At 65.3% G+C, this 26,907-nt stretch carries 30 protein-coding genes; 15 read left to right on the plus strand and 15 right to left on the minus strand.

Annotated elements, in window-relative coordinates; translation table 11 throughout:
• The 4 genes from WAN02_RS25470 to fadD3 all read right to left on the minus strand — a co-directional run.
• Positions 1 to 869 (minus strand): acyl-CoA dehydrogenase family protein (locus tag WAN02_RS25470; protein WP_422267617.1); only part of this gene is annotated, 869 nt, incomplete at its 3' end.
• Complete coding sequence (locus tag WAN02_RS25475) at positions 866 to 1,828, minus strand: acyl-CoA dehydrogenase family protein (protein WP_422267672.1); 963 nt, start codon at positions 1,826 to 1,828, stop codon at positions 866 to 868. The genes WAN02_RS25475 and WAN02_RS25470, both read right to left, overlap by 4 nt.
• A complete protein-coding gene (locus WAN02_RS25480) occupies positions 1,819 to 2,952 on the minus strand; it encodes an acyl-CoA dehydrogenase family protein (protein WP_422267618.1) in 1,134 nt (377 codons plus the stop codon). Before WAN02_RS25480 ends, WAN02_RS25475 begins: the two co-directional genes overlap by 10 nt.
• Positions 2,952 to 4,493 (minus strand): 3-((3aS,4S,7aS)-7a-methyl-1,5-dioxo-octahydro-1H-inden-4-yl)propanoate--CoA ligase FadD3, encoded by a 1,542-nt coding sequence (gene fadD3, locus WAN02_RS25485; protein WP_422267620.1) that lies wholly within the window; start codon positions 4,491 to 4,493, stop codon positions 2,952 to 2,954. Before fadD3 ends, WAN02_RS25480 begins: the two co-directional genes overlap by 1 nt.
• 101 nt (positions 4,494 to 4,594) lie before the next feature.
• On the opposite strand from fadD3, the gene ipdE1 reads away from it, so the two are divergent.
• Genes ipdE1 through fadA6 form a run of 4 tightly spaced genes read left to right on the plus strand, consistent with a single transcriptional unit; the run spans position 4,595 to position 8,292 of the window.
• Positions 4,595 to 5,740: an acyl-CoA dehydrogenase IpdE1 gene (gene ipdE1, locus WAN02_RS25490; protein WP_422267622.1), complete on the plus strand. Its 1,146-nt coding sequence runs from the start codon at positions 4,595 to 4,597 to the stop codon at positions 5,738 to 5,740.
• Positions 5,737 to 6,525, plus strand: coding sequence for a (5R,7aS)-5-hydroxy-7a-methyl-1-oxo-2,3,5,6,7,7a-hexahydro-1H-indene-carboxyl-CoA reductase (gene ipdF, locus WAN02_RS25495; RefSeq protein ID WP_422267624.1), 789 nt, complete (start codon positions 5,737 to 5,739; stop codon positions 6,523 to 6,525). The genes ipdE1 and ipdF overlap by 4 nt, the downstream gene beginning before the upstream one ends.
• Positions 6,522 to 7,121 carry a TetR family transcriptional regulator KstR2 gene (gene kstR2, locus WAN02_RS25500; protein ID WP_422267626.1) on the plus strand — a complete coding sequence of 200 codons (600 nt, stop codon included), beginning with the start codon at positions 6,522 to 6,524 and terminating at the stop codon, positions 7,119 to 7,121. The genes ipdF and kstR2 overlap by 4 nt, the downstream gene beginning before the upstream one ends.
• 1 nt (position 7,122) lies before the next feature.
• On the plus strand, positions 7,123 to 8,292 hold the full coding sequence (fadA6, locus tag WAN02_RS25505) for a steroid 3-ketoacyl-CoA thiolase FadA6 (RefSeq protein ID WP_422267628.1): 1,170 nt from the start codon (positions 7,123 to 7,125) through the stop codon (positions 8,290 to 8,292).
• An 11-nt stretch (positions 8,293 to 8,303) separates the two neighbouring features.
• On the opposite strand, the gene WAN02_RS25510 is transcribed toward fadA6, so the two are convergent.
• Together WAN02_RS25510 and WAN02_RS25515 are read right to left on the minus strand one after the other, a co-directional pair.
• On the minus strand, positions 8,304 to 8,591 hold the full coding sequence (locus tag WAN02_RS25510; RefSeq protein WP_422267630.1) for a CDGP domain-containing protein: 288 nt from the start codon (positions 8,589 to 8,591) through the stop codon (positions 8,304 to 8,306).
• Between the two features lie 78 nt (positions 8,592 to 8,669).
• Complete coding sequence (locus tag WAN02_RS25515) at positions 8,670 to 9,260, minus strand: TetR/AcrR family transcriptional regulator (protein ID WP_422267632.1); 591 nt, start codon at positions 9,258 to 9,260, stop codon at positions 8,670 to 8,672.
• A gap of 84 nt (positions 9,261 to 9,344) precedes the next feature.
• Between WAN02_RS25515 and WAN02_RS25520 the strand changes: the two genes are divergently transcribed.
• Together WAN02_RS25520 and WAN02_RS25525 are read left to right on the plus strand one after the other, a co-directional pair.
• The gene (locus tag WAN02_RS25520) at positions 9,345 to 10,061 is read left to right on the plus strand and encodes a DUF899 domain-containing protein (RefSeq protein ID WP_422267634.1); all 717 of its coding nucleotides are present in this window, start codon (positions 9,345 to 9,347) and stop codon (positions 10,059 to 10,061) included.
• Positions 10,058 to 10,444, plus strand: coding sequence for a VOC family protein (locus tag WAN02_RS25525; RefSeq protein WP_422267636.1), 387 nt, complete (start codon positions 10,058 to 10,060; stop codon positions 10,442 to 10,444). Before WAN02_RS25520 ends, WAN02_RS25525 begins: the two co-directional genes overlap by 4 nt.
• A gap of 2 nt (positions 10,445 to 10,446) precedes the next feature.
• Here the strand turns inward: WAN02_RS25525 and ipdC are convergent, their stop codons facing one another.
• From ipdC to echA20, 4 genes are all read right to left on the minus strand, one after another.
• Entirely contained in the window at positions 10,447 to 11,505 is a 1,059-nt protein-coding gene (ipdC, locus tag WAN02_RS25530) for a (3aS,4S,5R,7aS)-5-hydroxy-7a-methyl-1-oxo-octahydro-1H-indene-4-carboxyl-CoA dehydrogenase (RefSeq protein ID WP_422267638.1), read from the minus strand.
• 64 nt (positions 11,506 to 11,569) lie between these two features.
• On the minus strand, positions 11,570 to 12,322 hold the full coding sequence (gene ipdB / locus WAN02_RS25535; protein ID WP_422267640.1) for a cholesterol ring-cleaving hydrolase subunit IpdB: 753 nt from the start codon (positions 12,320 to 12,322) through the stop codon (positions 11,570 to 11,572).
• Complete coding sequence (gene ipdA / locus WAN02_RS25540) at positions 12,319 to 13,203, minus strand: cholesterol ring-cleaving hydrolase subunit IpdA (protein ID WP_422267642.1); 885 nt, start codon at positions 13,201 to 13,203, stop codon at positions 12,319 to 12,321. The genes ipdB and ipdA overlap by 4 nt, the downstream gene beginning before the upstream one ends.
• Positions 13,200 to 13,958 (minus strand): (7aS)-7a-methyl-1,5-dioxo-2,3,5,6,7,7a-hexahydro-1H-indene-carboxyl-CoA hydrolase, encoded by a 759-nt coding sequence (gene echA20, locus WAN02_RS25545; RefSeq protein ID WP_422267644.1) that lies wholly within the window; start codon positions 13,956 to 13,958, stop codon positions 13,200 to 13,202. The genes ipdA and echA20 overlap by 4 nt, the downstream gene beginning before the upstream one ends.
• 67 nt (positions 13,959 to 14,025) lie before the next feature.
• Here echA20 and WAN02_RS25550 point away from each other — a divergent pair, with 67 nt between their 5' ends.
• The 3 genes from WAN02_RS25550 to WAN02_RS25560 all read left to right on the plus strand — a co-directional run bounded on the left by WAN02_RS25550 (position 14,026) and on the right by WAN02_RS25560 (position 16,727).
• A complete protein-coding gene (locus WAN02_RS25550) occupies positions 14,026 to 14,811 on the plus strand; it encodes an SDR family oxidoreductase (RefSeq protein ID WP_422267646.1) in 786 nt (261 codons plus the stop codon).
• A 13-nt stretch (positions 14,812 to 14,824) separates the two neighbouring features.
• Entirely contained in the window at positions 14,825 to 15,730 is a 906-nt protein-coding gene (locus WAN02_RS25555; protein ID WP_422267648.1) for an SDR family oxidoreductase, read from the plus strand.
• Between the two features lie 286 nt (positions 15,731 to 16,016).
• Entirely contained in the window at positions 16,017 to 16,727 is a 711-nt protein-coding gene (locus WAN02_RS25560) for an MBL fold metallo-hydrolase (RefSeq protein WP_422267650.1), read from the plus strand.
• On the opposite strand, the gene WAN02_RS25565 is transcribed toward WAN02_RS25560, so the two are convergent.
• The 5 genes from WAN02_RS25565 to WAN02_RS25585 form a co-directional block, all read right to left on the minus strand.
• Positions 16,702 to 17,688, minus strand: a complete 987-nt coding sequence (locus WAN02_RS25565; RefSeq protein WP_422267652.1) for a histidine phosphatase family protein — start codon at positions 17,686 to 17,688, stop codon at positions 16,702 to 16,704. The genes WAN02_RS25560 and WAN02_RS25565 overlap by 26 nt on opposite strands.
• Before the next feature lie 151 nt (positions 17,689 to 17,839).
• Positions 17,840 to 18,829, minus strand: a complete 990-nt coding sequence (locus tag WAN02_RS25570) for an NAD-dependent epimerase/dehydratase family protein (RefSeq protein ID WP_422267654.1) — start codon at positions 18,827 to 18,829, stop codon at positions 17,840 to 17,842.
• Between the two features lie 24 nt (positions 18,830 to 18,853).
• On the minus strand, positions 18,854 to 19,288 hold the full coding sequence (locus tag WAN02_RS25575) for a nitroreductase family deazaflavin-dependent oxidoreductase (RefSeq protein WP_422267674.1): 435 nt from the start codon (positions 19,286 to 19,288) through the stop codon (positions 18,854 to 18,856).
• Positions 19,289 to 19,325: 37 nt separating this feature from the next.
• The gene (locus WAN02_RS25580; RefSeq protein WP_422267656.1) at positions 19,326 to 19,694 is read right to left on the minus strand and encodes a hypothetical protein; all 369 of its coding nucleotides are present in this window, start codon (positions 19,692 to 19,694) and stop codon (positions 19,326 to 19,328) included.
• A 3-nt stretch (positions 19,695 to 19,697) separates the two neighbouring features.
• Positions 19,698 to 20,861 (minus strand): steroid 3-ketoacyl-CoA thiolase, encoded by a 1,164-nt coding sequence (locus WAN02_RS25585; protein WP_422267658.1) that lies wholly within the window; start codon positions 20,859 to 20,861, stop codon positions 19,698 to 19,700.
• A gap of 120 nt (positions 20,862 to 20,981) precedes the next feature.
• Here WAN02_RS25585 and WAN02_RS25590 point away from each other — a divergent pair, with 120 nt between their 5' ends.
• From WAN02_RS25590 to WAN02_RS25615, 6 genes are all read left to right on the plus strand, one after another.
• Complete coding sequence (locus WAN02_RS25590) at positions 20,982 to 22,232, plus strand: cytochrome P450 (protein ID WP_422267660.1); 1,251 nt, start codon at positions 20,982 to 20,984, stop codon at positions 22,230 to 22,232.
• On the plus strand, positions 22,232 to 23,251 hold the full coding sequence (locus WAN02_RS25595; RefSeq protein ID WP_422267662.1) for an acyl-CoA dehydrogenase family protein: 1,020 nt from the start codon (positions 22,232 to 22,234) through the stop codon (positions 23,249 to 23,251). Before WAN02_RS25590 ends, WAN02_RS25595 begins: the two co-directional genes overlap by 1 nt.
• The gene (fadE29, locus tag WAN02_RS25600; RefSeq protein WP_422267664.1) at positions 23,236 to 24,399 is read left to right on the plus strand and encodes an acyl-CoA dehydrogenase FadE29; all 1,164 of its coding nucleotides are present in this window, start codon (positions 23,236 to 23,238) and stop codon (positions 24,397 to 24,399) included. Before WAN02_RS25595 ends, fadE29 begins: the two co-directional genes overlap by 16 nt.
• Positions 24,396 to 25,349: a bifunctional MaoC family dehydratase N-terminal/OB-fold nucleic acid binding domain-containing protein gene (locus tag WAN02_RS25605; RefSeq protein ID WP_422267666.1), complete on the plus strand. Its 954-nt coding sequence runs from the start codon at positions 24,396 to 24,398 to the stop codon at positions 25,347 to 25,349. The genes fadE29 and WAN02_RS25605 overlap by 4 nt, the downstream gene beginning before the upstream one ends.
• On the plus strand, positions 25,346 to 25,756 hold the full coding sequence (locus tag WAN02_RS25610) for a MaoC family dehydratase (RefSeq protein ID WP_422267668.1): 411 nt from the start codon (positions 25,346 to 25,348) through the stop codon (positions 25,754 to 25,756). Before WAN02_RS25605 ends, WAN02_RS25610 begins: the two co-directional genes overlap by 4 nt.
• A partial coding sequence (locus tag WAN02_RS25615; protein ID WP_422267670.1) for a lipid-transfer protein occupies positions 25,746 to 26,907 on the plus strand: 1,162 nt, incomplete at its 3' end. The genes WAN02_RS25610 and WAN02_RS25615, both read left to right, overlap by 11 nt.

Below are 26,907 nucleotides of genomic sequence, written 5' to 3' on the forward strand. Positions count from 1 at the left end.
CGTTTGAAATACAGATGCATATCGTGTTCCCAGGTGATCGCGATACCGCCGTGCAGTTGAATGCCTTCGGCGGCGACCGTGCTGAATGCCTCGGTGGCCGCGAAGCGGGCCAGCGCCGCTGAGGTCGGTGACGGGGCATCCGCGGCGTCGTTCACCACGGCGCGGGCCGCCTGCACGGCGACGTAGAGATCGGCCATCCGGTGCTTGAGCGCCTGGAAGCTGCCGATCGGCCGACCGAACTGCTGACGCTCCTTGGTGTATTCGACGGTCAGGTCGAGGCAGCGGGTGGCGGCGCCGATCTGTTCGGCGGCCAGCAGTATCGCCGCGGCATCGGCGACACCGGGATCCGTGCCGAGTGGAGCTGTGCTCTTTGGTGTGAGCCGGGCCAGTCGGCGGGTGGGGTCCATGGGCAGGAGCGCCTCGACGCTGAATTCCGTCCATCGGTCGAGCTTGCCGTCGTGGGCCGCGATGACGACGTCGGCGACATCGCCGTTGATGACGTAGGCGGCGTCGAACACCACCGCGCCGATCGCAGCACCCTCGGCCAGCGAACCCAGCGCGTCGGCGTCGGGCCGGTCTGCGGCCAGCAGGGCCAGCTCGGCGAGCGTGGTGCCGAGCAGCGGGCTGGGCACCAAGCCCTTGCCGAGTTCTTCGAGGACGACCGCGGCGTCACCCAGAGTGCCGCCGGCGCCACCGAATTCCTCGGGCACTACCAGAGCCGCCGCGCCGACCTGCTCGCAGAGCAGCCGCCACAGTGATTCGTCATAGCCACGTTCGGATTCCATCGCCTCGCGAACCGCGGCAGGGGCGGCGTGCTTGGACACCAGCGCCGCGACGGTGTCACGCAGCAGTTCCCGTTCGTCACTCACAGTGCCTCCAGAACCCGTCGCCGGTGCGTCGCCGGGTCGCCCCAGGCCGATCGCAGCGCCTGCACCCTGAGCAGCCACAGCGACAAATCGTGCTCGGCGGTGAACCCGATGGCGCCGTGCGTCTGCAGCGCCGACCGGGCGGCCAACAATGCGGCATCCGACGCGGACGCCTTGGCCGCACTCACGTCGCGGGCCGTGTCAGGCGACCGATCGGCCAGCGACAGCGCGGCGCCGTACACCAGCGGACGGGCCAACTCGAGCGCGATATGCACATCGGCCAGCTTGTGTTTGATCGCTTGATACGAACCGATGACCCGGCCGAACTGGGCGCGCTGCTTGGCGTAGTCGACCGCGGCGTCCAGCAGAGCCTGGCCCGCGCCGACCAGCTGCGCGGCGGTGGCCAGCGCGCCGAACTCGTACGCGCGTGCCACATCGGCCTGCCATGCTTCGCACACCGCGTCGGCGTCGAACAGGTGGCGGCTGGGATCGACGGACTCATGCCGTTCGCCCACGTGCGCTTCGCTGACCCAGCCATCGGCTTCGGCTGCCAGGACCAGTCCGGCTGCATCGGCGTCCACAGCGCGGGGCACCTGCGGCCGGATCGCGACGGTGGCGACCAGTTCCCCGGTGGCCAGCGCCGCACACCTCTCGTCCTCGGCGAGCAAAAGTGGCGCTACCGCAATGGATTCAGCGACCGGTCCGGGTACACACCAGCGGCCGAGCCGTTCGAACGCGACGACCAGGTCGACCGGGTGCGCGTCGATGCCGTCGAATCGCTCTGGAACCGCCAGCGCGGTGACGCCCAGGTCGGCCAGCCGCGCCCAGACCTTGCGGCCGGGGCCGGTATCGCCGGCTGCCCACGCGCGCACCGCACCCGGCACGTCCGCAGCCGCCAGCGCCGCGTCGATGCTTGCGGCGAAGTCGCGCTGCTGTTCGTCAAGATCGAATCTCATCTGGATTTCTCCCGGGGCAGTCCCAGCAGCCGTTCAGCAATGATGTTGCGCTGAATCTCGTTGGTGCCCGCATAGATCGGGCCACCCAATGCGAACAGCAATCCGTCCGTCCAGGCGTTGGCGAGTTCACCGTCGGCGCCGCGGATCTCCAACGCGGTCTGGTGCAACGCCACGTCGAGGTCGGACCAGAACACCTTGGTCACCGAGGATTCTGCGCCGAGTTCGCCACCGCCGGCCAGCCGGGTGACGGTGCCGAAGGTGTGCAGCCGATAGGCCTGTGCCTTGATCCAGGCGTCGGCAACCCGATCGCCGAAGGCGCTGTCGCTGTTGTCTTTCCATAATTCGGCCAGCCGCTCGGCGGAGGCCAGGAACCGGGCCGGGCTGCGCAGCGACATCCCGCGCTCGTTGCTCGACGTGCTCATCGCCGCCCGCCAACCGTCGTTCGGCTGGCCGATCACGTCTGTGTCAGGCACAAAGACGTTGTCGAGGAAGATCTCGCCGAACCCGGTATCGCCGCCGAGTTGGGCGATCGGCCGCACGGTGATCCCGTCTGCCTTCAGGTCGAACATGAAATACGTCAAGCCACTGTGGCGCTGCGCCTCGGGATCGGAGCGGAACAACCCAAACGCCCTGTCGCCGAACGGTGCTCGCGAGCTCCAGATCTTCTGACCGTTGAGCAGCCAGCCGCCGTCGGTGCGGGTCGCGGTCGAGCGCAACGAGGCCAGGTCGCTGCCGGACTCGGGCTCCGACCAAGCCTGCGCCCAGATCTCTGCGCCGCTGGCCATTTTCGGCAACACCCGATCCAGCTGCTCTTCGGTGCCGTGCGCGAACAACGTCGGCGCCAGCATCGAGGTACCGTTGGCGCTGGCCCGGCCGGGCGCGCCGGCCCGGAAGTACTCCTCCTCGTAGACCACCCACTGCAACAGTGTCGCATCGCGGCCACCGTACTTTTGCGGCCAGGTGATCACCGACAGTCCCGCGTCGAAAAGCACCTTGTCCCAGCGGCGGTGCTGCTCAAAACCTTCCGCGGTGTCATACGAGTGGGTCGGAAACGCGTCCCGGTGTGACGTCAGGAAGTCGCGCACCTCGTGCTGGAATTTCAGCGTCTCGTCGTCGAATTGCAGATCCATCACGCCATCTCTCGCAGTAGCGGTTTGACCACTTTGCCGCCGGCGTTGCGCGGCAGCGTGCCGACGAACCTCACCGAACGTGGAGCTTTGAAATTCGCCAGGTACTCGCGGGTGTAAGCGATCACCGTTTTCTCGTCGAGCCCGGAGTCGGGTCGTGTCACCAGGAACGCCCGGCCGACTTCGCCGAGTCGCTCGTCGGGTACGCCGATCACCGCGCAGTCCAGCACACCGTCCAGCCGGGCCAGCACCTGCTCGATCTCGGCGGGATAGACATTGAAGCCGCCGCAGATGTACATATCCTTCAGCCGGTCGGTGATCTGGAGATTGCCTGCGGGATCAAGCTTTCCGATGTCGCCGGTGTGCAGCCAGCCGTCGGTGTCCACGGTCGCCGCGGTCGCATCCGGATCGTCGAGGTAGCCGAGCATCACATTGGGACCGCGCAGCAACACCTCTCCGTGATCGCCGATACGCAGTTCGAATTCCGCGATCGGCCGCCCGCAGGTGGTGGCCACCGTGACCGCGTCGTCGTCGGCGCGGCACATGGTGCCCATTCCGTTGGATTCGGTCAGGCCGTAGGCGGTCAGCACGATGTCGATGTCGAGTTCGGTCTGCATCCGCTCGATCAGCACCACCGGCACTGTCGCCGCGCCGGTGACCGCGAACCGCAGCGAGCTCAGGTCGTAGCGGCTACGGGCGGGATGGTCGAGCAGGGTTTGGTAGATCGTCGGCGGTCCGGGAAGCACGGTGATCTGGTGTTCGGCGACCGCGCGCAATGCCTGCTCGGCGTCGAAGGTCAGCTGCGGGATCAGCGTGGAGCCGGTCTGCAGGCAGGCGAGGATTCCGGCCTTGTAGCCGAAGTTGTGAAAGAACGGGTTGATGCAGAGGTAGCGGTCATCGCTGGTGATCTTGCCGCAGGCGGCCCACGACGCCGAACCGGCCAGTGACTGCCGGTGTGCGCACAGCACGCCTTTGCTGCGGCCGGTGGTGCCGGAGGTGAACAAGACGTCGGAGACGTCGTCGGGCCGGACCGCCGCCGCGCGGGCGTCAGCCGCCTCGAGTGCCCGGCCATCAGCTCCGTGGCTCATGAATTCGTCCCACGTGCCGTCGTCGAAAGGCGCTGTGCTTTCTACGGGTACCCGCACGATGTGCCGCAGATCGGGCAATGCGGCGCGGTCGAGGTCGCCGACTCGGTCCGACCCGAGGAACTCGCCCATTGCCACCAGCAACGGCGCGCCGGTGCGGGCCAGGATGTCGGAGGCCTCTGCCGCGGTGTAGCGGGTGTTCAGCGGTACCACGGTGGCGCCGGCATAGTGGGTGGCCAGGCAGGCAACCACCCAGTGCCAGGTGTTCGGGGACCAGATCGCCACTCGATCGCCGGTCTGCACGCCGATGCTTATCATCGCCGCCGCCGCGCGTCGCACTTCGTTCCGTAATTCGCCGAAGGTGAGGGTTCGATCCGCTGTGACCAGCGCGTTGTGGTCAGGAAGCTGGCGAGCGATGTGGTCCAGCGCCGCAGGAATGGTCTGCGGATGGCTCGACATCGAACTCCTTGGTGCTTATTGCCCGGCTGATCTACGCCGCTGCAGGGCCCGTCATCGCCGGGGCCTAACAAAGCAAGTGCTTGGTAGGTTAGCCTACAAGGGTGCAAGGCGTCGAGGAGTTCAGGTCCGAGGTCCGCGATTGGCTGGCCGAGAACCTGGTCGGTGACTTCGCCGCGCTCAAGGGGCTCGGCGGGCCCGGTCGCGAGCACGAGGCGTTCGAGGAGCGGCGGGCCTGGAACCAGCACCTGTCGCAGGCGGGCCTGACCTGCCTGGGCTGGCCGGTCGAGCACGGCGGTCGCGGCCTGTCGGTTGCTCATCGGGTGGCGTTCTACGAGGAATACGCGATCGCCAACGCGCCCGCCAAGGTGAACCACTTCGGCGAAGAACTGCTGGGCCCGACGCTGATCGCCTTCGGCACGCCCGAGCATCAGCAGCGGTTTCTGCCGCGGATTCTCGACGTCACCGAACTGTGGTCGCAGGGCTACTCCGAACCCGGTGCCGGCAGCGACCTGGCCAACGTGTCCACCACCGCGGTGCTCGACGACGACGAGTGGGTCATCAACGGCCAGAAGGTGTGGACGTCGCTGGCGCACTGGGCGCAGTGGTGCTTTGTGGTGGCGCGCAGCGAAAAAGGTTCCAAGCGTCACGCCGGCTTGTCGTATCTGCTCGTCCCGCTCGACCAGCCGGGGGTCGAGGTCCGCCCGATCGTCCAGCTGACCGGTGACTCCGAGTTCAACGAGGTCTTCTTCGACGACGCCCGGACCGACGCCGATCTCGTGGTCGGTCAACCCGGTGATGGCTGGCGGGTCGCGATGGGAACGCTGACCTTCGAGCGCGGTGTGTCCACACTCGGCCAACAGATCGTCTACGCCCGTGAGCTGAGTGCCATCGTCGAGCTCGCCAAAAGCACTGGGGCCGCTGATGATCCGCTTATTCGCGAACGCCTGACCCGATCTTGGGCCGGCCTGCGGGCGATGCGTTCCTACGCGTTGGCGACCATGGACGTCGAACAGCCCGGCCAAGACAATGTCTCGAAGTTGTTGTGGGCCAACTGGCATCGTGATCTCGGTGAGATAGCGATGGACGTGAAGGGTAAGGCGGGCCTGGTGCTGACCGGCGGCGACTTCGACAAATGGCAGCGGCTCTACCTGTTCACCCGCGCGGACACCATCTACGGGGGCTCTAACGAGATTCAGCGCAACATCATCGCCGAGCGCGTGCTCGGTCTACCGAGGGAGGCTCGATGACGCTCGCCGGTGCGCCGAAAGAAGTTGCCGGACACGGGCTTCTGAAAGGCAAGGTCGTGATTGTCACGGCCGCGGCCGGCACTGGAATCGGGTCGGCGACCGCCCGGCGTGCGCTCGCCGAAGGCGCCGACGTCGTCGTCTCCGATCATCACGAACGACGGCTCGGCGAAACCCGTGACGAACTGTCCGCACTGGGACTGGGCCGGGTTGACAGCGTGGTGTGCGACGTTACGTCCACTGCGCAGGTCGACGCCCTGATCGCATCCACCACCGCACGGTTGGGCCGGATCGACGTGCTGGTCAACAACGCCGGCCTGGGCGGTCAGACTCCGGTCGTCGACATGACCGACGACGAGTGGGACCGCGTCCTGAACGTCACCCTGACATCGGTGCTGCGGACCACCCGGGCGGCGCTACGGTATTTCCGCGACGCTGATCACGGCGGCGTCATCGTGAACAACGCCAGCGTGCTCGGCTGGCGGGCACAGCACTCGCAGTCCCACTACGCGGCGGCCAAAGCCGGCGTGATGGCGTTGACGCGGTGCAGCGCAATCGAAGCCGTCGAATACGGGGTGCGGATCAACGCGGTGTCGCCCAGCATTGCCCGACACAAGTTCCTCGACAAGACCAGCTCGACAGAACTGCTCGATCAGCTGTCGGCCGGCGAGGCGTTCGGCCGCGCCGCCGAGCCGTGGGAAGTGGCCACCACCATCGCCTTCCTGGCCAGTGAATACTCCAGTTACCTTACTGGAGAAGTGATTTCGGTATCGAGTCAGCACCCATGACCGAACTCAGCCCGCCGAACAGCCGTCGCGACGAGTTATTGGAACTCGCCGCGAAGATGTTCGCCGAACGCGGGTTACGGGCGACCACCGTGCGTGATATCGCCGACAGCGCGGGTATCCTCTCCGGCAGCCTGTACCACCATTTCTCTTCCAAGGAAGAAATGGTCGACGAAGTGCTGCGGAATTTCATGGACTGGCTCTTCGCTCGCTACCGGGAAATCGTTGACACGCACTCGAATCCGCTGGAGCGACTCAAGGGGCTGTTCATGGCGTCGTTCGACGCCATCGAGCATCGGCATGCCCAGGTCGTCATCTATCAGGACGAGGCCAAGCGCTTGCTGCCACAGCCGCGGTTCTCCTACCTCGAGGACCTGAACAAGCAGCAACGCAAGATGTGGGTCGACGTGCTGCACCAGGGCATCGAGGAGGGTTATCTGCGTCCCGACCTCGACGTCGACCTGGTTTACCGATTTATCCGTGACACCACCTGGGTGTCGGTCCGCTGGTATCAACCCGGTGGACCGCTCACCGCGCAACAGGTGGGTCAGCAGTACCTCGCTATCGTCCTAGGTGGAATCACCAAAGAAGGAGTCTGAAATGGCCTCGAGCAATCAGGCGTATGTCATCGACGCTGTGCGCACTGCCGTTGGTAAGCGAAATGGGTCGCTGGCCGGCGTGCATCCCGTCGACCTGGGCGCGCTCGGCTGGCGGGGGCTGCTGGACCGGGTCGACATCGACCCCGCCGCTGTCGACGACGTGATCGCCGGCTGCGTCGACGCCATCGGAGGACAGGCCGGCAACATCGCCCGGCTCTCCTGGCTGGCCGCCGGTTACCCCGAAGAGGTTCCCGGCGTTACCGTTGACCGACAGTGTGGTTCCAGCCAGCAGGCCATTTCCTTTGGTGCGCAAGCGGTCATGGCGGGCACCGCGGAGGTGATCGTGGCCGGCGGCGTGCAGAACATGAGCCAGATCCCGATCTCGTCGGCCATGATCGTCGGCGAGCAATTCGGCTTCACCTCGCCGACCAATGAATCCAAGCAGTGGCTGCACCGATACGGCGATCAGGAAATCTCGCAGTTCCGGGGCTCGGAGTTGATCGCCGAAAGGTGGAACCTGTCTCGCGAGGAGATGGAGCAGTACGCGCTGACCAGCCACGAGCGCGCCTTCGGCGCGATCCGCGGCGGCCACTTCGACAACGAGATCATCGCCGTGGAAACCGAACACGGTGCGTTTCGCGTCGACGAGGGTCCGCGTGAGTCGTCACTGGAGAAGATGGCCGGCCTGAAGCCGCTGGTCGAAGGGGGCCGCCTGACCGCGGCGATGGCCAGTCAGATTTCCGACGGCGCCAGCGCGGTGCTGTTGGCTTCCGAGCAGGCGGTCAAGGACCACAAGCTCACGCCGCGTGCGCGTATCCACCACATCAGCGCCCGCGCTGCCGACCCGGTCTTCATGCTCACCGGTCCGATCCCGGCCACCCGCTACGCGCTCGAGAAGACCGGCCTGTCCATCGACGACATCGACACCGTCGAAATCAACGAGGCGTTTGCGCCGGTCGTGTTGGCCTGGCTCAAGGAGATCAAGGCCGACCCGGAGAAGGTCAACCCCAACGGGGGTGCGATCGCACTGGGCCACCCGTTAGGCGCAACCGGCGCAAAGCTTTTCACCACCATGCTCAACGAACTGGAGCGCACCGGCGGTCGTTACGGCCTGCAGACCATGTGCGAAGGCGGCGGCACCGCCAACGTCACGATCATCGAGCGGCTGTAATTCGTTCCGGCTCAGTCGATGTGCATCGGTGGGTCGGCGAAACCGAAACCGCCGGGATGTAGATCAGGCCCCATCGAGTCGCAGCTCTTTTCGGGTATGAGGAAGGAGCTGGCGCCTTGGTAGGACAGGTGAGTAGTTGCTACGCAACGCTGCCAGGTGCCGTCAGGCTGGACCGGCCCATCGCACTTGCTGAGCACAGGCCCGCCGTATATGCACCCGGCACCGGCCGGCGGCGCTGAGTCGATCAGCGCCCCGGCCATCAGCAGGGCAGCCAGGCCTCCCACGACGCAGCGCTTCATGGATGCCTCCTGTCACAACCCGCAACAACTGACGCTACCGCTTGGCTGACCCGTTCCCGCCGCCTTTGCGCACTGGCTTCACGCTCGCCGCGTAACCCCGGCAATGATGTCGTCGACCGTGCGGGCCGCAAGCAACTCCACCTGCCGGCGGGGCGCACGACGCAACGGCCCGCGCAGGGCGAGTTCGGCGAACCCGTGCACCGCGGACCAGCAAGGCCATTCGGCGCCATCGCGTCGTTCGGGGGCGAGTACCCCCGCGGCCACCATCGCGTCCAGCGCATCGACCAACGCCAGATACGGTGGAGCACCCCCAGTTTCATCGGGGTCGACCGCTCCGAAAAAGGCCACCGCGAACCACCCCGGCTCATCGAGCGCGAATTTGATGTAGCCCGTCCCGACCGCACGGAGTTGATCCGCCGCGCCGCGCCGGCGCGACGAACCCTGCATCCGCGCCACCATCCGATGTTGGATTGCGCTGGCAACCGCGCCGAGCAGGGCTTCACGATCGGCGAAGTGACGATACGCGGCGTTGGGTGAAACTCCCGATTGCCGAGTCGCTTCCCGGATGGTGAGGGCTTCTGGCCCGCCGGTCCGGGTGAGGGCCAGGCCGGCGTCGATCAATGCCGTGCGCAGGTCCCCGTGGTGGTAACCGGTCTTCAAGGTAGCCAACTCTTGACCCTCCTCGAAGCCGAAGTGTACGGTGTGAACATTAGCATGTTGACGGCGTAAACATCGACATCGGAGGGGATTGTTGTGACGACCTCAGGATTGCCGCCCGTGGTGGACGAGCAAGTCTGGCAGCGCGAATTGGAAGCCCTGCGTGTCCGGGAGAAGGCGGCCACCCGTGAGCTTGACGCCATCGCGGCGCAGCGACGACGGCTGCCGATCGTGGCGATGCCGGACTACGTCCTGGAAGGCGAGAACGGACCCGTGAGTCTGGCCGAGATTTTCGACGGCAAATCGCAGCTGATCGTGTACAGCCACATGTGGTCTTCCGATGAAGAGTGGCAGTGCTCGGGTTGCACCGGCTTCACCTCGCAGTTCACCCGGCTGGAGTTCCTGGACAGCTACGACGCCCGGTTCGTGATCGTTACCCAAGGACCCATCGACGAAGCACTCGCCTACAAGCGACGAGTGGGCAACAAGATGACCTGGTACTCCACCGCGAACAGCTCGTTCGGCACCGATGTCGGCGCCCCACCCAGCGGCGGATTCGCGGTGAATGTCTTTCTCCGCGATGGGAATCAGGTCTACCGGACCTGGCATACCAATGGCCGCGGAACCGAGCAGCTGAGCCACTCGTTCGCGTTGATCGATCTACTGCCGTACGGCCGGCAGGAGGAGTGGCAGGACTCTCCAGAGGGCTGGCCGCAGTCACCCACCTACAGCCGCTGGGCCGAATCGCAAGACATCGCCCGCGCGTACGGCGCTGGCATGGCAGAAACCAACCAACCCGGAGGAGCGAAATGACCATCACGACAACTGGCCTGACGACGATCAGCCTGGTGTGCGTGCCGACGGTCGAGCAGGACAAGGCGGTAGCGTTCTACGAGTCACTCGGATTCGAGAAGAGAACGGACCAGCCGTTCGGCGGCGGCTACCGCTGGATCGAGGTCTACCCACCCGAGGGCACCACCGGAATCGCCCTTGCGCCACCCCCGCCGGACTACGGGCCGCTGCCGACCAACACCGGTATCACGCTGACCACCAGCGACATCGACGCCACCCACGCGAAGATGAAGGAACTCGGTGTCGACGTCGATGCGCAGGTGTCACGAGCGGGCGAGCCGGTTCCACCCATGTTCTGGTTCCGCGACCCGACCGGGCACACCCTGCTTGTGGTGGAGTCCTGACGTTATTGCACGAAGGCAACCGCCGACTGCAGATGCTTGACGGCATCGGCCACGATCGCATCGATCAACTCGGCACAGGACGGCAGGTCCTCAACGATGCCGGCCACTTGGCCGGACGCCAGCACCCCGGCATCGGTGTTCCCCTCAACCAGGCCGGCTTTGAGCAACATCGGCGTGTTGGCGGCCATCACCACCTGCGACCAGGACAGGTCCTTGCCGTGCCGCATCGCGAGGCCGTCGCGAATCATCGAGGCCCAAGTCATCTGCGACATCTTCTTGAACTTCGCGGCGTTGCCGATGGCAGCGGTGAAACCCCTTGCTCGAGAGCCGCTTTCCAGCTTCTCGACGAGGCCGGTGCGCAGCACGCGGTGCGGCATGCCGTCGACGCGTGTGGTGACGACGGTGCCGTCGAGTGCGGACTGCAGATAGCGCTGCTTGACCGCGTCGGGCACGGTGGAATCCGAGGTGAGCAGGAAGCGGGTGCCCATCGCCACTCCGGCGGCGCCGTACGACAATGCCGCCGCGAGCCCGCGGCCATCGAAAAAGCCACCGGCGGCGATCACCGGAATGCTGACCGCATCGAGAACCGAGGGCAGCAGCAGCGTCGTGGCGATCGGCCCGGTGTGCCCGCCGCCTTCGCCGCCCTGGACGATCACCGCGTCGGCACCCCAGGAGGCCACTTTGCGGGCGTGCTTGGCCAGGCCTACCGACGGAATGACCACTGAGCCGGCGTCTTTCAGCTTGCTGATCAACTCCTGCTTGGGTGCCAATGCGAAGGATGCGACCTTGACGCCTTCGCGGATCATCAGGTCCACGCGGTCGCCGGCATCACCGGCGTCGGCACGAATGTTGACACCGAACGGCTTGTCGGTGGCCGTTTTGACCTTTCCGATCGCGACGGCGAGTTCGTCCAGTGTCATGGTGGCCGAGGCCAGAATGCCCAGTCCGCCCGCGTTGGAAGTCGCCGCGACAAGACGCGCGCCGGCCACCCAGCCCATCCCGGTTTGCACCACCGGGTGTTCGATACCGATCAGCTCGGTCAGGGGCGTGCGCAGTTTCATAGCCACCGCCGACGATAAACGGAGCAGTGCGATCGAAAAGAGGCAGGAGGAGGCGGAATAATCATCAACGTATCTCTCGGTCGCGCAATGCTTTAGGGTCGATGACCTCGCGGATCAGTCTCAACTCGTCGTCGGTCGGCAGCCTGGACTGGTCCGCGCCGTCCAGACCGTGTATTTCGAACGAGGTGTTCTCGCGGACCTCATCGGCCGAGACGCCTGGGTGCAGCGACAGCGCCCGCATCGTGCGCTCCGGTCCGCCGAAGTCGAACACGCCGAGGTTGGACACCACCCGGTACGTGTTGGCGAACCGGAAGGCCGGGTTGTCGGTGTCCACGTTGTCCCAGCCGACGCCGCAGACCACGTCGACGGTCTCGCAGAACACCCGCTTGGAGTGGTTGCCCACCCAGTAGCTCGTCGCATGGTTGACGGCGTTACCCGGTGCTCCGCGGACACCGAACATCTGTCGCTTCGGCTGCTGCAGCGGCCCGAATGCGGAGATGTTCTGATTGCCGTGGCGGTCAACCTGATTGGCGCCCATCACCACGTGCCGTCGTCCCCAGGTCAGCGTCTCGAACACCCGGCCGAACGGCATCCAGCCTTCGACGGGTCCGGTCTTGCCGAGTGCCGGGGTGTCGGCCAGCAGTTGCGCCTCGCCATCGGTCAGCAGGATGTCGGGGGAGAACGTCAGCCGGGCCAGTCGAGCGCCGACCGAGGCCATGTTCGTCATCGGGCTGACCATGATCTCGCCCGCGTCGCGGAACAAGTCGGCGCAGGCGACCGCGCACACTTCGGCGCGGGTACTCGCGGTGTCGGTCACGACGACGCCTCCTCTGCGAACTTACGCACGGCCGCCTGGTATTCGGCTTCGCCGCCGGACAGATAGGTCTGCACGAACGTCTGCCAGCCCTCGTCGGTTGCCGCGGCCTCGGCGTAGTGCCGTTGGAATTTCTCGTCGCGGCCATAATCCGGTGCCGCGGTGGTGAAGTGCGCGCCACCCGGCGCTTCCACGACTCCGTCAACCATCATCCGGTTCACCAGCAACGCCTGCGGCGGAACGGCTTTGACCAGTTCATCGGTCGAGACGACGCGGTCTACCGAAAGGTAGCGCCGCTCGGCGGCCATCAAGAACAGGTCGTCGAAGTAGGGGTCGATGCCGGTATAGGCGGCGTTACCCCGTTCGTCGCCGAGGTTGAGATGGACGAACGCGGCGTCCAGGTTCAGCGCAGGCATCGCAAGCAGCGTCTCGTGTCCGCCAGCCGGCGGCGGGTAGGGGCTGGTCACTGTTTGCAACTCGCCTTCCCAGAAGTCCAGGACCGAACTGCCCAGGCCGGCGCGAATCGGCAGGAACGGCAGCCGCTGCGCCGCAGCCTGCAATCCGCACCGCAGCATGCCCTCGTCCATTTCGCGTGCCTCAAGCGTTCCGCCGCTACGGGCCTTGGCAAACCACGGGTCGTAGAACGGCGGCGAGTCCAGCGAGACGAACCCGTAGTAAACGCGTTTGACCTTGCCGGCCGAGCAGAGCAGCCCCAAATCCGGTCCGCCGTAGGTTATTACGGTCAAGTCCTTGACGTCGGTGCGAAGCATGGCCCGGACGAACGCCATGGGCTTGCGCCGCGATCCCCAACCGCCGATACCGATCGTCATGCCGCTGCGCAGTTGCGCCACGGCGTCGTCGAGGGTGGTTCGTTTGTCGCTCACTCTTTTTTGCCCTTCGCGGTGCCGGCGAACGCGTCGCGGTGCTCGTCGGCCACCCCGGCCAGGTTGAGCTCGAAGGTAAAGCCTTGCTCCATGCGGTAACTGGAGTTGACCCGCTGTACGTCGATCAGGTTCAGGGCCTCCTTGGCCGCGCGGATGACGCGGGTGTCTTTGGCGGCGATGTCGCGCGCCACCCGTAGGGCGGCTTCGTCGAGTTCCTCGCGCGGCACCACCTCGTGGACCGAACCGAAGTGGTGCAGGGTGGCGGCGTCGACAGTGGCCGCGGTGAAGAACAGCCGCCGCATCATGTGCTGCGGCACCAATCGGGACAGGTGGGTCGCTGCGCCCAGCGCGCCGCGCTCCACCTCCGGCAGTCCGAACGTCGCGTCCTCGGAGGCCACGATGACGTCGGCGTTGCCCACCAGGCCGATGCCGCCTCCGACGCAGAATCCGTTGACCGCGGCGATCACCGGGACCGCGCACTCGTAGACCGCGCGGAAGGCGGCGAAGCAGCCGCGGTTGGCGTCGATGAGCGCGGTGAAGCCCTCGGTGCGCTGCATCTCCTTGATGTCGACCCCGGCGTTGAATCCGCGGCCCTCGGCGCGCAGGATCACCGCGTGAGTGGTCTGATCGTTGCCGGCGGCGGTCAGCACCTCGCCGAGTTCGAACCAGCCGCGTGATGGGATGGCATTGACAGGGGGAAAGTCGACGGTGACCGCGACGATCCCCGGTTCGACGGTGCGCGACGTAATAGTCATCGAGATCCTCGACCACTTCCTTGGGGGACGATTACCTAAGCAAGCACTTGCTTGGTACGCTAGCACAGTGACCCAAGCCGATGGAGGCCCCGCGTTCAGCTTCGGGCTCAGCGGCCGGGTTGTGCTGGTGACCGGCGGCGTTCGAGGGGTAGGTGCCGGGATCAGCGGCGTTTTCGCCCAGCAGGGTGCCACCGTTGTCACCTGTGCTCGGCGAGCGGTTGAAGGCCTGCCCTACGAATTCCACCCCTGCGACATCCGCGACGACGACGCGGTCAAGGCGATGGTCGACGCGATCGTCGACCGGCACGGCCGCCTCGACGTGGTCGTCAACAATGCCGGAGGTTCGCCGTTCGTTTTGACGGCGGAATCCAGCGCGAAGTTCAATCGCAAAATCATCGAGCTCAATCTGATTGGCGCACTGTCGGTTTCCCAGTACGCCAACGAGACGATGCAAAACCAGCCAGGTGGCGGGTCGATCGTGAACATCTGCAGCCTCAGCGGCCGGCGGCCGTCACCGGGCACCGGCGCCTACGGGGCGGCCAAGGCGGGTCTGGAAAGTCTCACCCAGACGCTGGCGGTGGAGTGGGGCCCGAAGGTGCGGGTGAACGCCTGCGTGGTCGGCATGGTCGAGACCGAGCAGGCGGAGCTGTTCTACGGCGACGCCGAATCGATCGCCGCGATTTCGAAGAACGTGCCACTCGGACGGCTCGCCACACCTACCGATGTCGGTTGGGCCGCAGCGTTTCTGGCCTCGGACGCGGCGGCCTACATCAGCGGCGCCTCACTAGAGGTGCACGGTGGCGGCGAACCCCCCCACTATCTGGCCACCACGAACGCAAACGCGATCAAGTAGAGGAGTCACGGGTATGGCAATAGTCGACGGCCGCGTCGTCATCGTCACCGGAGCGGGCGGCGGTATCGGGCGCGCGCACGCCTTGGCCTTCGCCGCGGAGGGCGCACGCGTCGTGGTCAACGACATCGGCGTGGGCTTGGACGGATCGCCCGCCGGTGGTGGCAGTGCGGCCCAGAGTGTCGTCGATGAGATCACCGCTGCCGGAGGCGAAGCCGTCGCCGACGGCTCCAACATCGCGGACTGGGATCAGGCCGCCGCTCTGGTCCAGACCGCCGTCGACAGTTTCGGTGGCCTGGACGTGCTGGTGAACAACGCCGGCATCGTGCGCGACCGGATGATGGCCAACACCAGCGAAGAGGAGTTCGACGCCGTCATCGCCGTACACCTCAAGGGTCACTTCGCGGCCATGCGACACGCGGCCTCCTACTGGCGCGGGCTGAGCAAAGAGGGCAAAACCGTTGACGCGCGGATCATTAACACCAGCTCCGGTGCGGGCCTGCAGGGCAGTGTCGGCCAGGGTAACTACAGCGCCGCCAAGGCGGGCATCGCGGCGATGACGCTGGTCGCCGCCGCCGAAATGGGCCGCTACGGCGTCACGGTCAACGCGATCGCGCCGTCCGCCCGGACCCGGATGACCGAGACAGTGTTCGCGGACATGATGGCCACCCAGGACGACGACTTCGACGCGATGGCTCCGGAGAACATCTCACCGTTGGTGGTGTGGTTGGGCAGCAACGAATCCCGTGACATCACCGGCAAGGTGTTCGAGGTCGAGGGCGGCAAGATCCGGGTCGCCGAGGGGTGGGCGCACGGACCGCAGATCGACAAGGGCGCCCGCTGGGATCCCGCCGAGTTGGGACCCGTGGTCGCCGACCTGTTGGCCAAGTCGCGGCCACCGGTTCCGGTTTACGGCGCCTGATCCCCAGGAGTCGGACCTCCGGGGTGGTCGGATTTTTGTGACGGAGGCGCCGAGCGCGTCCGCCGTTTGTCAATCCCCGGGGACCGCACGCAGTTTGTAGTAATTTTCCGCGTTATGCCCAGCTATTCGCGGTTAGCGGCAGCTCTGGCAGAAGAAGCGGAGCGCAGGCCGTGATCAACCCAGGCTGAAGCACAGCACAGCGACGAAGCGCCACCCGGTTTTCTCGAGGGATGCGCTCATTTCGGCGCTCTGCCCGACTTCGTGCAGGGGCCTACTCTGGCAACTTGTGCACTTCGACTGGGAGTCCTTGACCGACAGCGTGCATCGTTGTCGGTTGCCGTTTCTCGACGTCACCGTCGGTCTGGTCCAGGGCAGTTCCGGAGCGTTGCTGGTCGACACCGGTACCACGCTGACCGAAGCGCACGCTATCGATGACGACGTGCGCGTGATCGCCGGATGCGGCGTGACGCACGTGGTGTTGACCCACAAGCACTTCGATCACGTGTTGGGCTCCGGGGCATTCGCAGATGCTCAAATCTTCTGTGCGCCGGAAGTTTTGGACTACCTCAGCACCGATATGGCTCAGCTTCGCGACGATGCGCTGAGCTACGGAGCAGACGCCACCGAAATCGACCATGCGATCGCCGGACTGCGGGCGCCCCAGCGCGCCGTCAACGAAGCAATCGTCGATCTGGGGAACCGCGACGTGAGCATCGCACGGCCGGGGGGCGGCCACACCGACGCGGATCTCGTCGTCTCAGTGCCGGGTGCCGCCGGCGAGCGGACCGTGATCTTCGCCGGTGATCTCATCGAGGAATCCGGCGACCCGGCAATCGATGCCGATTCCGATGTGACGGCGTGGCCGGACACGCTCGACCGTCTTCTTGCGATTGGCGGACCCGACGCCATCTACGTGCCGGGGCACGGCCGCGTTGTGAATGCGGAATTCGTGCGCCGTCAACAAGATTGGCTCAGACGGTACCGCCCAGGGCCGTGACGATATCGTCGAACACCGCGACCGGGAACTGGCTCAGCGCCGCGTCGACTTGGCCGAGGCCGGTCTGAAGCGCGGCATCGATCGTCGCCGAATTACCGGTCAGCAGTGCCTCGTAGATGTCGTAGCCGGCGAATTGCGGGGCCTCGATCAGGTTGCGGAAGTCGACGAACAGCTCGGTGCCCAAGCTGGGATCGGCCGGGACCGGTGTCCCGTCATAGCTGGCCAACGTCCAGTCTCCGGGCTGGCCTTCGATGACGACCTGGCCGGTGTTGGGTAGGAAGCCGCCGATCTCTTCTACTTCCTGCAGGAGGACGGAGAAGTCGGGGTTGTTGACGTTCATCAGCGTCCAGACCGCGATCGCGCCTTCGCTGGAGAACGCGACGTCGGTCGGGGTGCCGGTCGCGCTCGCGGTGCCGTCATAGATCGACTGGACGGCGGCACCGAAGTCTTGGTCGAACGTCACCCCGTTCACGCTGGGGTCGCCGATATCCGGGACCAATACATCGCCCATCGTCCAGGAGAGTGGGCCCAGTAGGTACAGGATGCCCTCGAGGCCGGTCGTCGGGTCGCCCTCGAAGGAGCCGGCGGGAATCTCGTTAAGTCCTTCGAATGTCTTGAGTATGGGGTTGTCTCCGCTGGCCATCAGCTGCGTAATCAACGGCGCCGCCGTCTCCTGGGTCCGCAGCTCCTGCGAGTCGAAGACCCCGGCGATGTTGGTCCCGAACGCGTGCTGGATTGCGGTAGCGACGTCGCTCGCCTGACCTTCGCCGGTCGTGTCGAGCGCCGTTCCGGGTGGGGTCGTGTCGATGATGCCCGCGTTGTTGTCGATTGACTCCCCGTGCCGGACGAAGTCCAGCACGATCGACTCGTCGTCGGCCCAGGCCAGCGCCGGTCCGACCGACATCAGGGCTGTCGAGAGCAGCCCAACGGTGATAAAGCGGAGCCGATTTCGATTGCTCATCACTTCTCCGTCTGCCGTGGGCGTGGCAGCGAGCAATTTACCGCAGCCAGCCGCTTGGTTTAAGCCAAATCACAGGTTGACTTAAGCCGGTTCACATACCACCAGCGGGATGGTTCGGTCGGTGACTTCTCGGTAAGCCGGTGGGGCGCACCTAAATGCGGCCAACCTCCTGCAGCCCGTCGACCGTGTCGGCGAGCGTCTGCGCCGCGTCCCGTTGCGTGATGCCGAGGTCGCGCTCGGCAGGGGTGTCATCTGCGGGCGGCATCTGGGTGTAGTACTGCATCGCAGCGGAGTTGATCGGAGTCTCAAACGGCAGATGATCGCCGATGACGTCGAACAGGCGCCCCAGGGCGCGCAGTCCGACATCGGGGACCGGATACACCACCAGGTTGCGATCAGCGGCGGCACCGAGCAGGGATGCGAGGCGATCCACCGCAATGCGTCGGCCACCGGCCATGTATCGGCGTGGGCCCTGACCTGGCCGCAACAGTGCGACGTGCAAGGCGGCGAGGTCGCGGACGTCCACCACGATCCAGGCGGCGCTGCGCCCGGGCACACCGCGCATCTTGAGCGCTGCCTGCACGCCCTCCGCTGCCTCACCGAACTGATCACCCGCAGGTGGTCCCAGCACCATGCCGGGATAACTGATGTTCACTGGCGCGCCGGCGTCCTGAAGACCTCTTGCATACGCTTCGACGATGGCCTTGGACTTGCCGTACCCGTCGGACCCGCCGACCACGGGCAGGTCCGCGTGCAGCATCGCTAGACCGGGGCGAAACAGCGCCGAGAAACTCGAGACGTGAATGATCGGATCCATCTTCGCGGCGGCTGCCCCTCCGAGCACGTTGCGGGCGCCTTCGAGGTTGGTGCGCAGCATCTCCTCGCTGCGGGCGGGGTCGGTGGAAACCATTGCTGCGCAATGAATGACGGCGTCACAACCCCGTAGCGCCGCGGCAGTGCTGTCTGAGTCAGCGATGTCACCGACGACGTGGTCGCCTACATCGACGCCGATTCGCGCAGCGCTGCTATGCAGGCGATCGGGGTTTCGCACAAGAAATCTGACGTGGTGCCCACTGTCCTGGACGGCCTTCGCCGTCCACGCACCCACGAACCCAGTGCCCCCCGTGATCAGAACCTTCACCAGACCGCGGCCTGCGCCGTCACGTCACCGCGGATCGCAGATGACGATCGGAATGGTCCGGTCGGTCCAAGACTGGTAGTCGTCGTATGTCGGATACATCGTGACCAGTTGCGGCCAGTAGTGGGCGCGCTCCTCGTCGGTGGCGTCCCGTGCGGTCAAGTCGAGCACTTCTTTTTTGATCTGGACCGAAACCTTCGGGTCGGCTTTGAGGTTCAGGTACCACAGCGGGTTTTTCACGGCGCCGCCCTTCGACGCGGCGACGATCACCCGGTCGCCGTCCCGAAGGAAATACAACGGAGACACCCGGGCCTGCCCGGTCTTGCGCCCGGTCGTGGTCAACAGGGCGACCGGAATGTTCTGGAACGTGCTGCCCAGTCCCTCACCACCGCTGCGGCGGTACATGAAGGTGTTGAGGCGGGACATCCATTTCATGAAGACGTCGGCGAACGGCATGTCCATGTAGCGCGGACGTTGTTTTTCGGCCATGACAACGATCCTAGGTTCGCTGAATGAACGGGCGCATCTGGGCGTCGATGTGGCGGATCTTGCCGTCCACGATGAGAAACGTCTCGTCGACGTGTGTGCATACTCGCCGTCCTGCGAGCCTGGGTTTGGTGATCACGTCGAACCGCGCCCGCACCCGGTCGCCATCGACCTCGAACTTCGGCGGCGTGCAGGCTTCGATGATCCGGAACTGTGGGCCGCGATTCAGGCTGCGCCGCAGGTGGTTTCCGGAAAACCCGGTCTTGATGCCCATCTCGATCCGAACGCAGTCCGGCGCGAACGGCACCTTGTCACCGTGGTGACTGGCCAACGCGTCGATGTAGGACTGCGCCGCCGCGATGCGGTCCTCGTCCGTTATCACTGTCTAGATGCGCTCGATGATGGTGCCGGTCGACAGCGCTCCACCGGCGCACATGGTGATCAGCGCGGTGGTCTGGTCGGTGCGCTCCAACTCGTGCAGCGCCGTGGTGATGAGCCGGCTGCCGGTGCTGCCCACCGGGTGACCCAATGCGATCGCGCCGCCGTTCACATTGACCTTGTCCATGTCCGGGTTGTGCACCCGCGCCCAGGACAGCACGACGGACGCGAAGGCCTCGTTGATCTCGGTGATGTCGATGTCGCCCATCTTCATGCCGGCCTTCTCGAGCACCTTCGCCGTCGACTGCACCGGGCCGTCGAGGTGGTAGTACGGCTCGGCGCCGACAAGCGCCTGGCTCACGATGCGGGCCCGCGGTCGCAGCCCGAGGGCCTTGGCTTTGTCTTCGTCCATCCACAGCACGGCTGCGGCGCCGTCGGAGATCTGCGACGACGTGCCCGCGGTGTGGATCCCGCCCTCGAGTACCGGCTTGAGCTGGCTCAGGCCCTCCAACGTGGTGTCCCGCAAGCCTTGGTCCTTGGTGACAACGTGCCGGTCACTGATCGGTTGCTTGTTCTCGTCGAGCACCGGGGCCTCGATGCCACTGATCTCGCGGTCGAAGCGGCCTTCTGCCCAGGCCTGCTTGGCCTTGCGTTGCGAGTCGAACCCGAACTGGTCGATCTCCTCGCGGGTGATGCCACGGCGCTTGGCGATCCGCTCGGCGGCGGTGAACTGATCTGGCAGGTCGATGTCCCACGAGGCGGGCCGCAGGATGCCGCGGTCTGGACCGGCGTTCGCGCCGAGGCCGACCCGGCTCATCGCCTCGATGCCACACGCGATGCCGATGTCGATGGCCCCCGCGGCGATCAGGCCCGCGACAAGGCCGTTGGCCTGCTGGCCGCTACCGCACTGGCAGTCCACGGTCATGGCGCCCACGTGCTCGGGAAGCCCAGCGACAAGCCACCCGACGCGGGTGATGTTGTTGGACTGCTCGCCGTACTGCGTCACGCAGCCGCCGACGATCTGTTCGACGTCGCCTGCGTCAATACCAGCCTTCTCCACGAGCGCCTTCTGCGTGGCGCCCAACAGCTCGGTGGCGTGCAGTCCTGACAACCACCCGGCGCGCTTGCCGATAGGGCTGCGGGTGGCTTCAACAATTACCGGGTTACCCATGAGGTCAGGCTAGAACACGTTTCATTACCCTGACAAGCGACGATGCTCTGACACCTTTTGGTCTGCGGCGAGAGCATGTTTTACTGGCACTAGAACACGTTGTAGTTCAGGAGATACTTAATGGCACCCCCCAACATTCCCGCCGAGTTCGACTTCCTCGATCCCGACGTCAACCTGGCCGGACTTCCGGTCACGGAGCTCGCCGAGCTCCGCGAGTCCGAGCCGATCCACTGGGTCGACGTGCCCGGCGGCACCGGAGGCTTCGAGGACAACGGCTATTGGATCCTCACCAGGCACGCCGACGTGAAGGAAGTGTCGCGCCGCAGCGACATCTTCTCCAGTTGGCAGAACGGCGCCATCCCGACCTGGCCCAAGGAAATGACGCGCGAGAACGTCGAACTGCAGCGCAGCGTCATGCTCAACATGGACGCCCCGCACCACACCCGGCTGCGCAAGATCATCTCCCGGGGCTTCACCCCCCGCGCGGTCGGTCGGCTGGAGGAAGAGCTCGCACAGCGCGCGCAGAACATCGCCAAGAACGCGGCCACCGCGGGTATTGGCGACTTCGTCGAGCAGGTGTCGTGCGAATTGCCGCTGCAGGCCATCGCCGGCCTGTTGGGCGTGCCTCAGGACGACCGCGACAAGCTGTTCCGCTGGTCCAACGAGATGACCGGCGGCGAAGATCCCGAGTTCGCCGATGTCGATCCTGCGCAGTCGTCGATGGAACTGATCATGTACGCGATGGCGATGGCCGACGAGCGGGGCAAGAACCCGACCGACGACATCGTCACGACCTTGATCGAGGCCGACATCGACGGGGAGAAGTTGTCTGATGACGAGTTCGGCTTCTTCGTCATCATGCTGGCGGTGGCCGGCAACGAGACCACCCGCAACTCGATCACGCACGGAATGATCGCCTTCGCGAACAACCCGGATCAATGGGAGTTGTACAAGAAGGAACGCCCGTCGACCGCCGCCGACGAGATCGTTCGTTGGGCCACGCCGGTGTCGGCCTTCCAGCGGACCGCCAACGAGGACACCGAGCTGGGCGGCGTCCAGATCAAGAGGGGCCAGCGGCTGGTGATGTCCTACCGCTCGGCCAACTTCGACGAGGAGGTGTTCGAGGATCCGCACTCCTTCAACATCCTGCGCGACCCGAACCCGCACGTCGGCTTCGGCGGCACCGGCGCGCACTACTGCATCGGCGCGAACCTCGCTCGCATGACCATCAACCTGATCTTCAACGCCGTCGCCGACAACATGCCGGACCTCAAGCCGATCTCGGAACCCGAACGGCTGCGGTCGGGTTGGCTCAACGGCATCAAGCATTGGCAGGTCGACTACTCCGGCAAGAGCGTGGTCGTCGGCTGATGGATTTCACGCCGGATCCTGAGCAGCAAGCGGTCGCCGATGTCGTCACCTCGGTACTCGACCGGGACAACTCCTGGGAGGCGCTCGTCACCGGTGGTGTGACGGCTTTGCCGGTGCCCGAACGTACGGGGGGTGACGGTGTCGGCTTGCCCGAGATCACCACGGCGCTGACCGAGATCGGCCGCCACGGCCTGATCGGCCCGGCGCTGGCAACGCTCGGGTTCGGTGCGATTCCGTTACTGGACTTGGCATCTGACGACCAGCAGGACCGTTATCTCAGCGGCCTGGCCAAGGGCTCCGTGCTCACCGCGGCGCTGAACGAACCCGGCACGGCGCTGCCGGACCGGCCCGCGACGACCTTCGTGCACAGTCGGCTGTCGGGAACCAAAGTCGGTGTCGGCTATGCCGAAAACGCCGAGTGGATGCTGGTCACCGCCGACAGCGCCGTCGTCGTGGTATCGCCCAAGTCCGACGGCGTGCAGATCGCGAAAACCCCAACATCCAACGGGGCCGACGAATACGTCGTCACGTTCTCCGATGTCGCGGTGGCCGACCAGGATGTCCTCACCGGAGCGACGGCGCAGCGGGTGAATCAACTCGCCCTGGCCGCGATCGGTGCCTACACCGCCGGCCTGGTCGCCGGCGCGTTACGGTTGACCGCCGACTACGTGGCGAACCGCCAACAGTTCGGCAAGCCGCTGTCCACGTTTCAGACCGTCGCCGCTCAGCTGGCCGAGGTCTACATCGCTTCGCGGACCATCGATTTGGCGTCGACGTCGGTGATCTGGCGGCTGGCCGAGGGCCGCGACGCCGGTGCGGACCTGGACGTGCTCGGCTACTGGATTACCTCGCAAGCGCCGCGGGTGATGCAAATCTGCCACCACCTGCACGGCGGCATGGGGATGGACATCACCTACCCGATGCACAGGTACTACTCCACGATCAAGGACCTGACCCGACTGCTGGGCGGGCCATCGCATCGTCTCGACCTGGTGGGAGCGCAATGTTCATCGAACTGACCCCGGAGCAGCGTCAGCTGCAAGCCGAACTGCGCCAATACTTTTCCAACCTGATCTCATCCGACGAGATGAAAGCGATGGAGAAGGACCGGCACAACGACGCGTACCGCGCCGTGATCCGGCGGATGGGCCAGGATCGCAAGCTCGGCGTCGGATGGCCAAAAGAGTTCGGCGGCTTGGGCTTCGGTCCAATCGAGCAGTCGATCTTCGTCAACGAGGCGCATCGGGCCGACGTGCCGCTGCCCGCGGTGACATTGCAAACCGTCGGCCCGGTCCTTCAGCAGTTCGGCAGCGATCTGCAGAAAAAGAAGTTCCTACCGTCGATCCTGGCTGGTGAGTTGCACTTTGCGATCGGCTACACCGAGCCGGAGGCCGGCACCGATCTGGCGTCGCTGCGCACCACCGCCATCCGCCACGGCGACGAGTACATCGTCAACGGGCAGAAGATCTTCACCACCGGTGCTCACGACGCCGACTACATCTGGCTGGCTTGTCGCACCGACCCGGAAGCCGTGAAGCACAAAGGTATCTCGATCCTGATCGTCGACACCAAGGACCCCGGCTATTCCTGGACGCCGATCATTCTGTCTGACGGCGCCCACCACACCAACGCCACGTACTACAACGACGTCCGCGTGCCCGCCGACATGTTGGTCGGCGAGGAGAACGGTGGATGGCGACTGATCACCACCCAGCTCAACAACGAACGTGTGATGCTCGGTCCAGCGGGCCGCACGGCTGGTATCTACGACCGGCTGCACGACTGGGCTTCGAAGCCGGGTGGCGACGGGGTCACCCCGATCGACCACCAGGACGTCAAGCGGGCCCTTGGTGAGATCTATTCCATGTGGCGGGTCAACGAACTACTCAACTGGCAGGTGGCTGCCGCGGGCGAAGAAATCAACGTGGCCGATGCTGCGTCGACGAAAGTCTTTGGCACCGAGAGCATTCAGTACATCGGCCGACTTGCCGAAGAGATCGTCGGCAAGTATGGCAACCCGGCTGAGTCGGACACTGCCGAACTGCTGGACTGGCTCGACTCGCAGACCAAGCGCAATTTGGTGATTACCTTCGGCGGAGGCGTGAACGAAGTGATGCGCGAGATGATCGCGGCGTCCGGCCTCAAAGTGCCGAGGGTGCCCAGATGACAGATATCCACGAGGCCCTTGCGGAGATCAAAGCCACTGTCGTCGCCAAGCCGCGCGTCGGCCGCGACCCGGTGAACCAGCCGATGGTCAACAGCTGGGTCGAAGCTATCGGCGACACCAACCCCATCTACCGGGATGAGCGCGCGGCGCGTGCGGTCGGCCACCCCGGAATTGTCGCCCCACCGGCGATGATTCAGGTGTGGACGATGTTCGGTCTGGGTGGTGAACGCCCGAGCGACGATCCCATGGGCCCGATCATGAAGCTGATGGACGACAACGGCTACATCGGCGTGGTCGCAACGAACTGCGAGCAGACGTATCACCGGTACCTGCGACCGGGCGAGGAAGTCAGCATCTCCTCGGAGATGGGCGACGTGGTCGGACCCAAGCAAACCGGTCTGGGCGAGGGCTGGTTCATCAACCAGCACATCGTTTGGCGGGTCGGCGACGAAGACGTCGCCGAAATGAACTGGCGGATACTCAAATTCAAGCCCAGCGAATCGCAGAACGCAACCGGCGCGGTGCCCGAGGACCTCGACGCCAATTCCATGATGCGGCCCTCGGAATCCAAGGACACCAAGTTCTTCTGGGATGGTGTCAAGGCCCACGAGTTGCGGATCCAGAAGCGGCCCGACGGCAGCCTGCAGCACCCCCCAGTGCCGGCCATCTGGCAGGACAAGAAAGCCCCGACTGACTACGTGGTGGCCGGCGGCACAGGCACGGTGTTCAGCTTCGTGGTGCATCACGCCCCGAAGGTGCCCGGCCGTACGCTGCCGTTCGTCATCGCGCTCGTGGAGTTGGACGAGGGCGTGCGGATGCTCGGCGAGCTACGCAACGTCGACCCCGCCACCGTGGAGGTTGGAATGCCGGTCAGGGCAACGTATATCGACTTCCCCGCGAATGACATCGGCCCGGCCTGGACGCTGTACGCGTGGGAGCCCGACGCATGAGCGCCCCGACAATCGAGGTCGGCACTAAGCTGCCGGAGCTGGCCTTGCACGGCGACCCTACGTTCATCATCTCGACGGCGATCGCCACCCGCGACTACCAGGACGTCCACCACGACCGGGACAAGGCACAGGCCAAGGGTTCCAAGGACATCTTCGTCAACATCCTCACCGACACCGGACTGGTCCAGCGCTACATCACCGACTGGGCCGGCCCTTCAGCGTTCATCAAGTCGATCGGTCTGCGGCTGGGTGTGCCGTGGTACGCCTACGACACGGTGACGTTCAAAGGCGAGGTCACCGCGGTCGACGACGGCTTGATCACGTTGAAAATCGTTGGTAGCAACAGCCTTGGCGATCACGTCATCGCGAACGCAACGTTGACCATCGGGGGTTCTGATGGCCGGTGAACTTTCCGGCAAGGCCGCGATCGTCGGCATCGGCGCCACCGAATTCTCGAAAAACTCCGGTCGCAGCGAACTTCGGCTCGCCGCCGAGGCCGTGCTGGACGCGCTCGACGACGCCGGGCTGACGCCGGGTGACGTCGACGGCATGGTCACCTTCACGATGGACTCCAACACCGAGGTCGCCATCGCGCGGACGATCGGCATCGGGGAGCTGAAGTTCTTCTCCAAGATCCACCACGGCGGTGGCGCGGCGTGCGCGACGGTCCAACAGGCAGCCATCGCGGTGGCGACCGGTGTCGCGGATTGCGTTGTGGCATACCGCGCTTTCAACGAACGGTCTGGTCAGCGGTTCGGCCAGGTACAGCTTCGGTTGGTGGAGAACGCCGATTCCACCGGCGTGGACAACTCGTTCTCGTACCCGCACGGGCTCTCGACACCTGCCGCGCAGGTAGCCATGATCGCCAAGCGCTACATGCATCTGTCGGGTGCGACCAGCCGGGACTTCGGCGCCATCTCGGTCGCCGATCGGAAGCACGCCGCCAACAACCCCAAGGCGTACTTCTACGAGAAGCCGATAACGATTGAGGAACACCAGAATTCACGGTGGATCGCCGAACCATTGCGGCTGCTGGACTGCTGCCAGGAGACGGACGGCGCGGTTGCGATCGTCGTCACTTCAGCAGAGCGGGCGAAGGATCTGAAGAATCGGCCGGCCATCATCGAGGGAGCGGCCCAAGGCTCGAGCCCGAACCAGTATTCGATGGTGAGCTACTACCGGCCGGAGCTCGACGGACTGCCGGAGATGGGCCTGGTGGGTAAGCAGCTGTGGTCGCAGTCCGGCCTCAAGCCAGCGGACATCCAGACGGCGATCCTCTACGACCACTTCACGCCGTTCACCCTGATTCAGTTGGAGGAGTTGGGATTCTGCGGCTGGGGAGAGGCCAAAGACTTCATCGCTGACGGTGCCATCGAGATCGGTGGTCGACTCCCGATCAACACCCACGGCGGGCAGCTCGGTGAGGCCTATATCCACGGCATGAACGGCATCGCCGAGGGCGTCCGCCAACTGCGTGGTACCTCGGTCAACCCGGTACCCGACGTCGAGCACGTGCTGGTGACCGCCGGCACCGGGGTGCCGACCTCCGGCCTGATCC

Origin of the sequence: Mycobacterium sp. (genome assembly GCF_049281135.1) — a bacterium.
In the GTDB taxonomy this organism is placed as follows: domain Bacteria; phylum Actinomycetota; class Actinomycetes; order Mycobacteriales; family Mycobacteriaceae; genus Mycobacterium.

What these genes read in the sequence shown, in the direction of transcription:
- fadE29 (WP_422267664.1), top strand. Translation starts at nt 23,236, where the DNA reads ATGTTCATCGAACTGACCCCGGAGCAGCGTCAGCTGCAAGCCGAACTG.
- kstR2 (WP_422267626.1), top strand. Translation starts at nt 6,522, where the DNA reads ATGACCGAACTCAGCCCGCCGAACAGCCGTCGCGACGAGTTATTGGAA.
- fadD3 (WP_422267620.1), bottom strand. Translation starts at nt 4,493, where the DNA reads ATGTCGAGCCATCCGCAGACCATTCCTGCGGCGCTGGACCACATCGCT.
- ipdC (WP_422267638.1), bottom strand. Translation starts at nt 11,505, where the DNA reads ATGAAACTGCGCACGCCCCTGACCGAGCTGATCGGTATCGAACACCCG.
- WAN02_RS25605 (WP_422267666.1), top strand. Translation starts at nt 24,396, where the DNA reads ATGACAGATATCCACGAGGCCCTTGCGGAGATCAAAGCCACTGTCGTC.
- WAN02_RS25595 (WP_422267662.1), top strand. Translation starts at nt 22,232, where the DNA reads ATGGATTTCACGCCGGATCCTGAGCAGCAAGCGGTCGCCGATGTCGTC.
- ipdF (WP_422267624.1), top strand. Translation starts at nt 5,737, where the DNA reads ATGACGCTCGCCGGTGCGCCGAAAGAAGTTGCCGGACACGGGCTTCTG.
- echA20 (WP_422267644.1), bottom strand. Translation starts at nt 13,958, where the DNA reads ATGACTATTACGTCGCGCACCGTCGAACCGGGGATCGTCGCGGTCACC.
- WAN02_RS25555 (WP_422267648.1), top strand. Translation starts at nt 14,825, where the DNA reads ATGGCAATAGTCGACGGCCGCGTCGTCATCGTCACCGGAGCGGGCGGC.
- WAN02_RS25480 (WP_422267618.1), bottom strand. Translation starts at nt 2,952, where the DNA reads ATGGATCTGCAATTCGACGACGAGACGCTGAAATTCCAGCACGAGGTG.
- WAN02_RS25510 (WP_422267630.1), bottom strand. Translation starts at nt 8,591, where the DNA reads ATGAAGCGCTGCGTCGTGGGAGGCCTGGCTGCCCTGCTGATGGCCGGG.
- fadA6 (WP_422267628.1), top strand. Translation starts at nt 7,123, where the DNA reads ATGGCCTCGAGCAATCAGGCGTATGTCATCGACGCTGTGCGCACTGCC.
- WAN02_RS25525 (WP_422267636.1), top strand. Translation starts at nt 10,058, where the DNA reads ATGACCATCACGACAACTGGCCTGACGACGATCAGCCTGGTGTGCGTG.
- WAN02_RS25610 (WP_422267668.1), top strand. Translation starts at nt 25,346, where the DNA reads ATGAGCGCCCCGACAATCGAGGTCGGCACTAAGCTGCCGGAGCTGGCC.
- WAN02_RS25585 (WP_422267658.1), bottom strand. Translation starts at nt 20,861, where the DNA reads ATGGGTAACCCGGTAATTGTTGAAGCCACCCGCAGCCCTATCGGCAAG.
- WAN02_RS25590 (WP_422267660.1), top strand. Translation starts at nt 20,982, where the DNA reads ATGGCACCCCCCAACATTCCCGCCGAGTTCGACTTCCTCGATCCCGAC.
- WAN02_RS25565 (WP_422267652.1), bottom strand. Translation starts at nt 17,688, where the DNA reads ATGAGCAATCGAAATCGGCTCCGCTTTATCACCGTTGGGCTGCTCTCG.
- WAN02_RS25575 (WP_422267674.1), bottom strand. Translation starts at nt 19,288, where the DNA reads ATGGACATGCCGTTCGCCGACGTCTTCATGAAATGGATGTCCCGCCTC.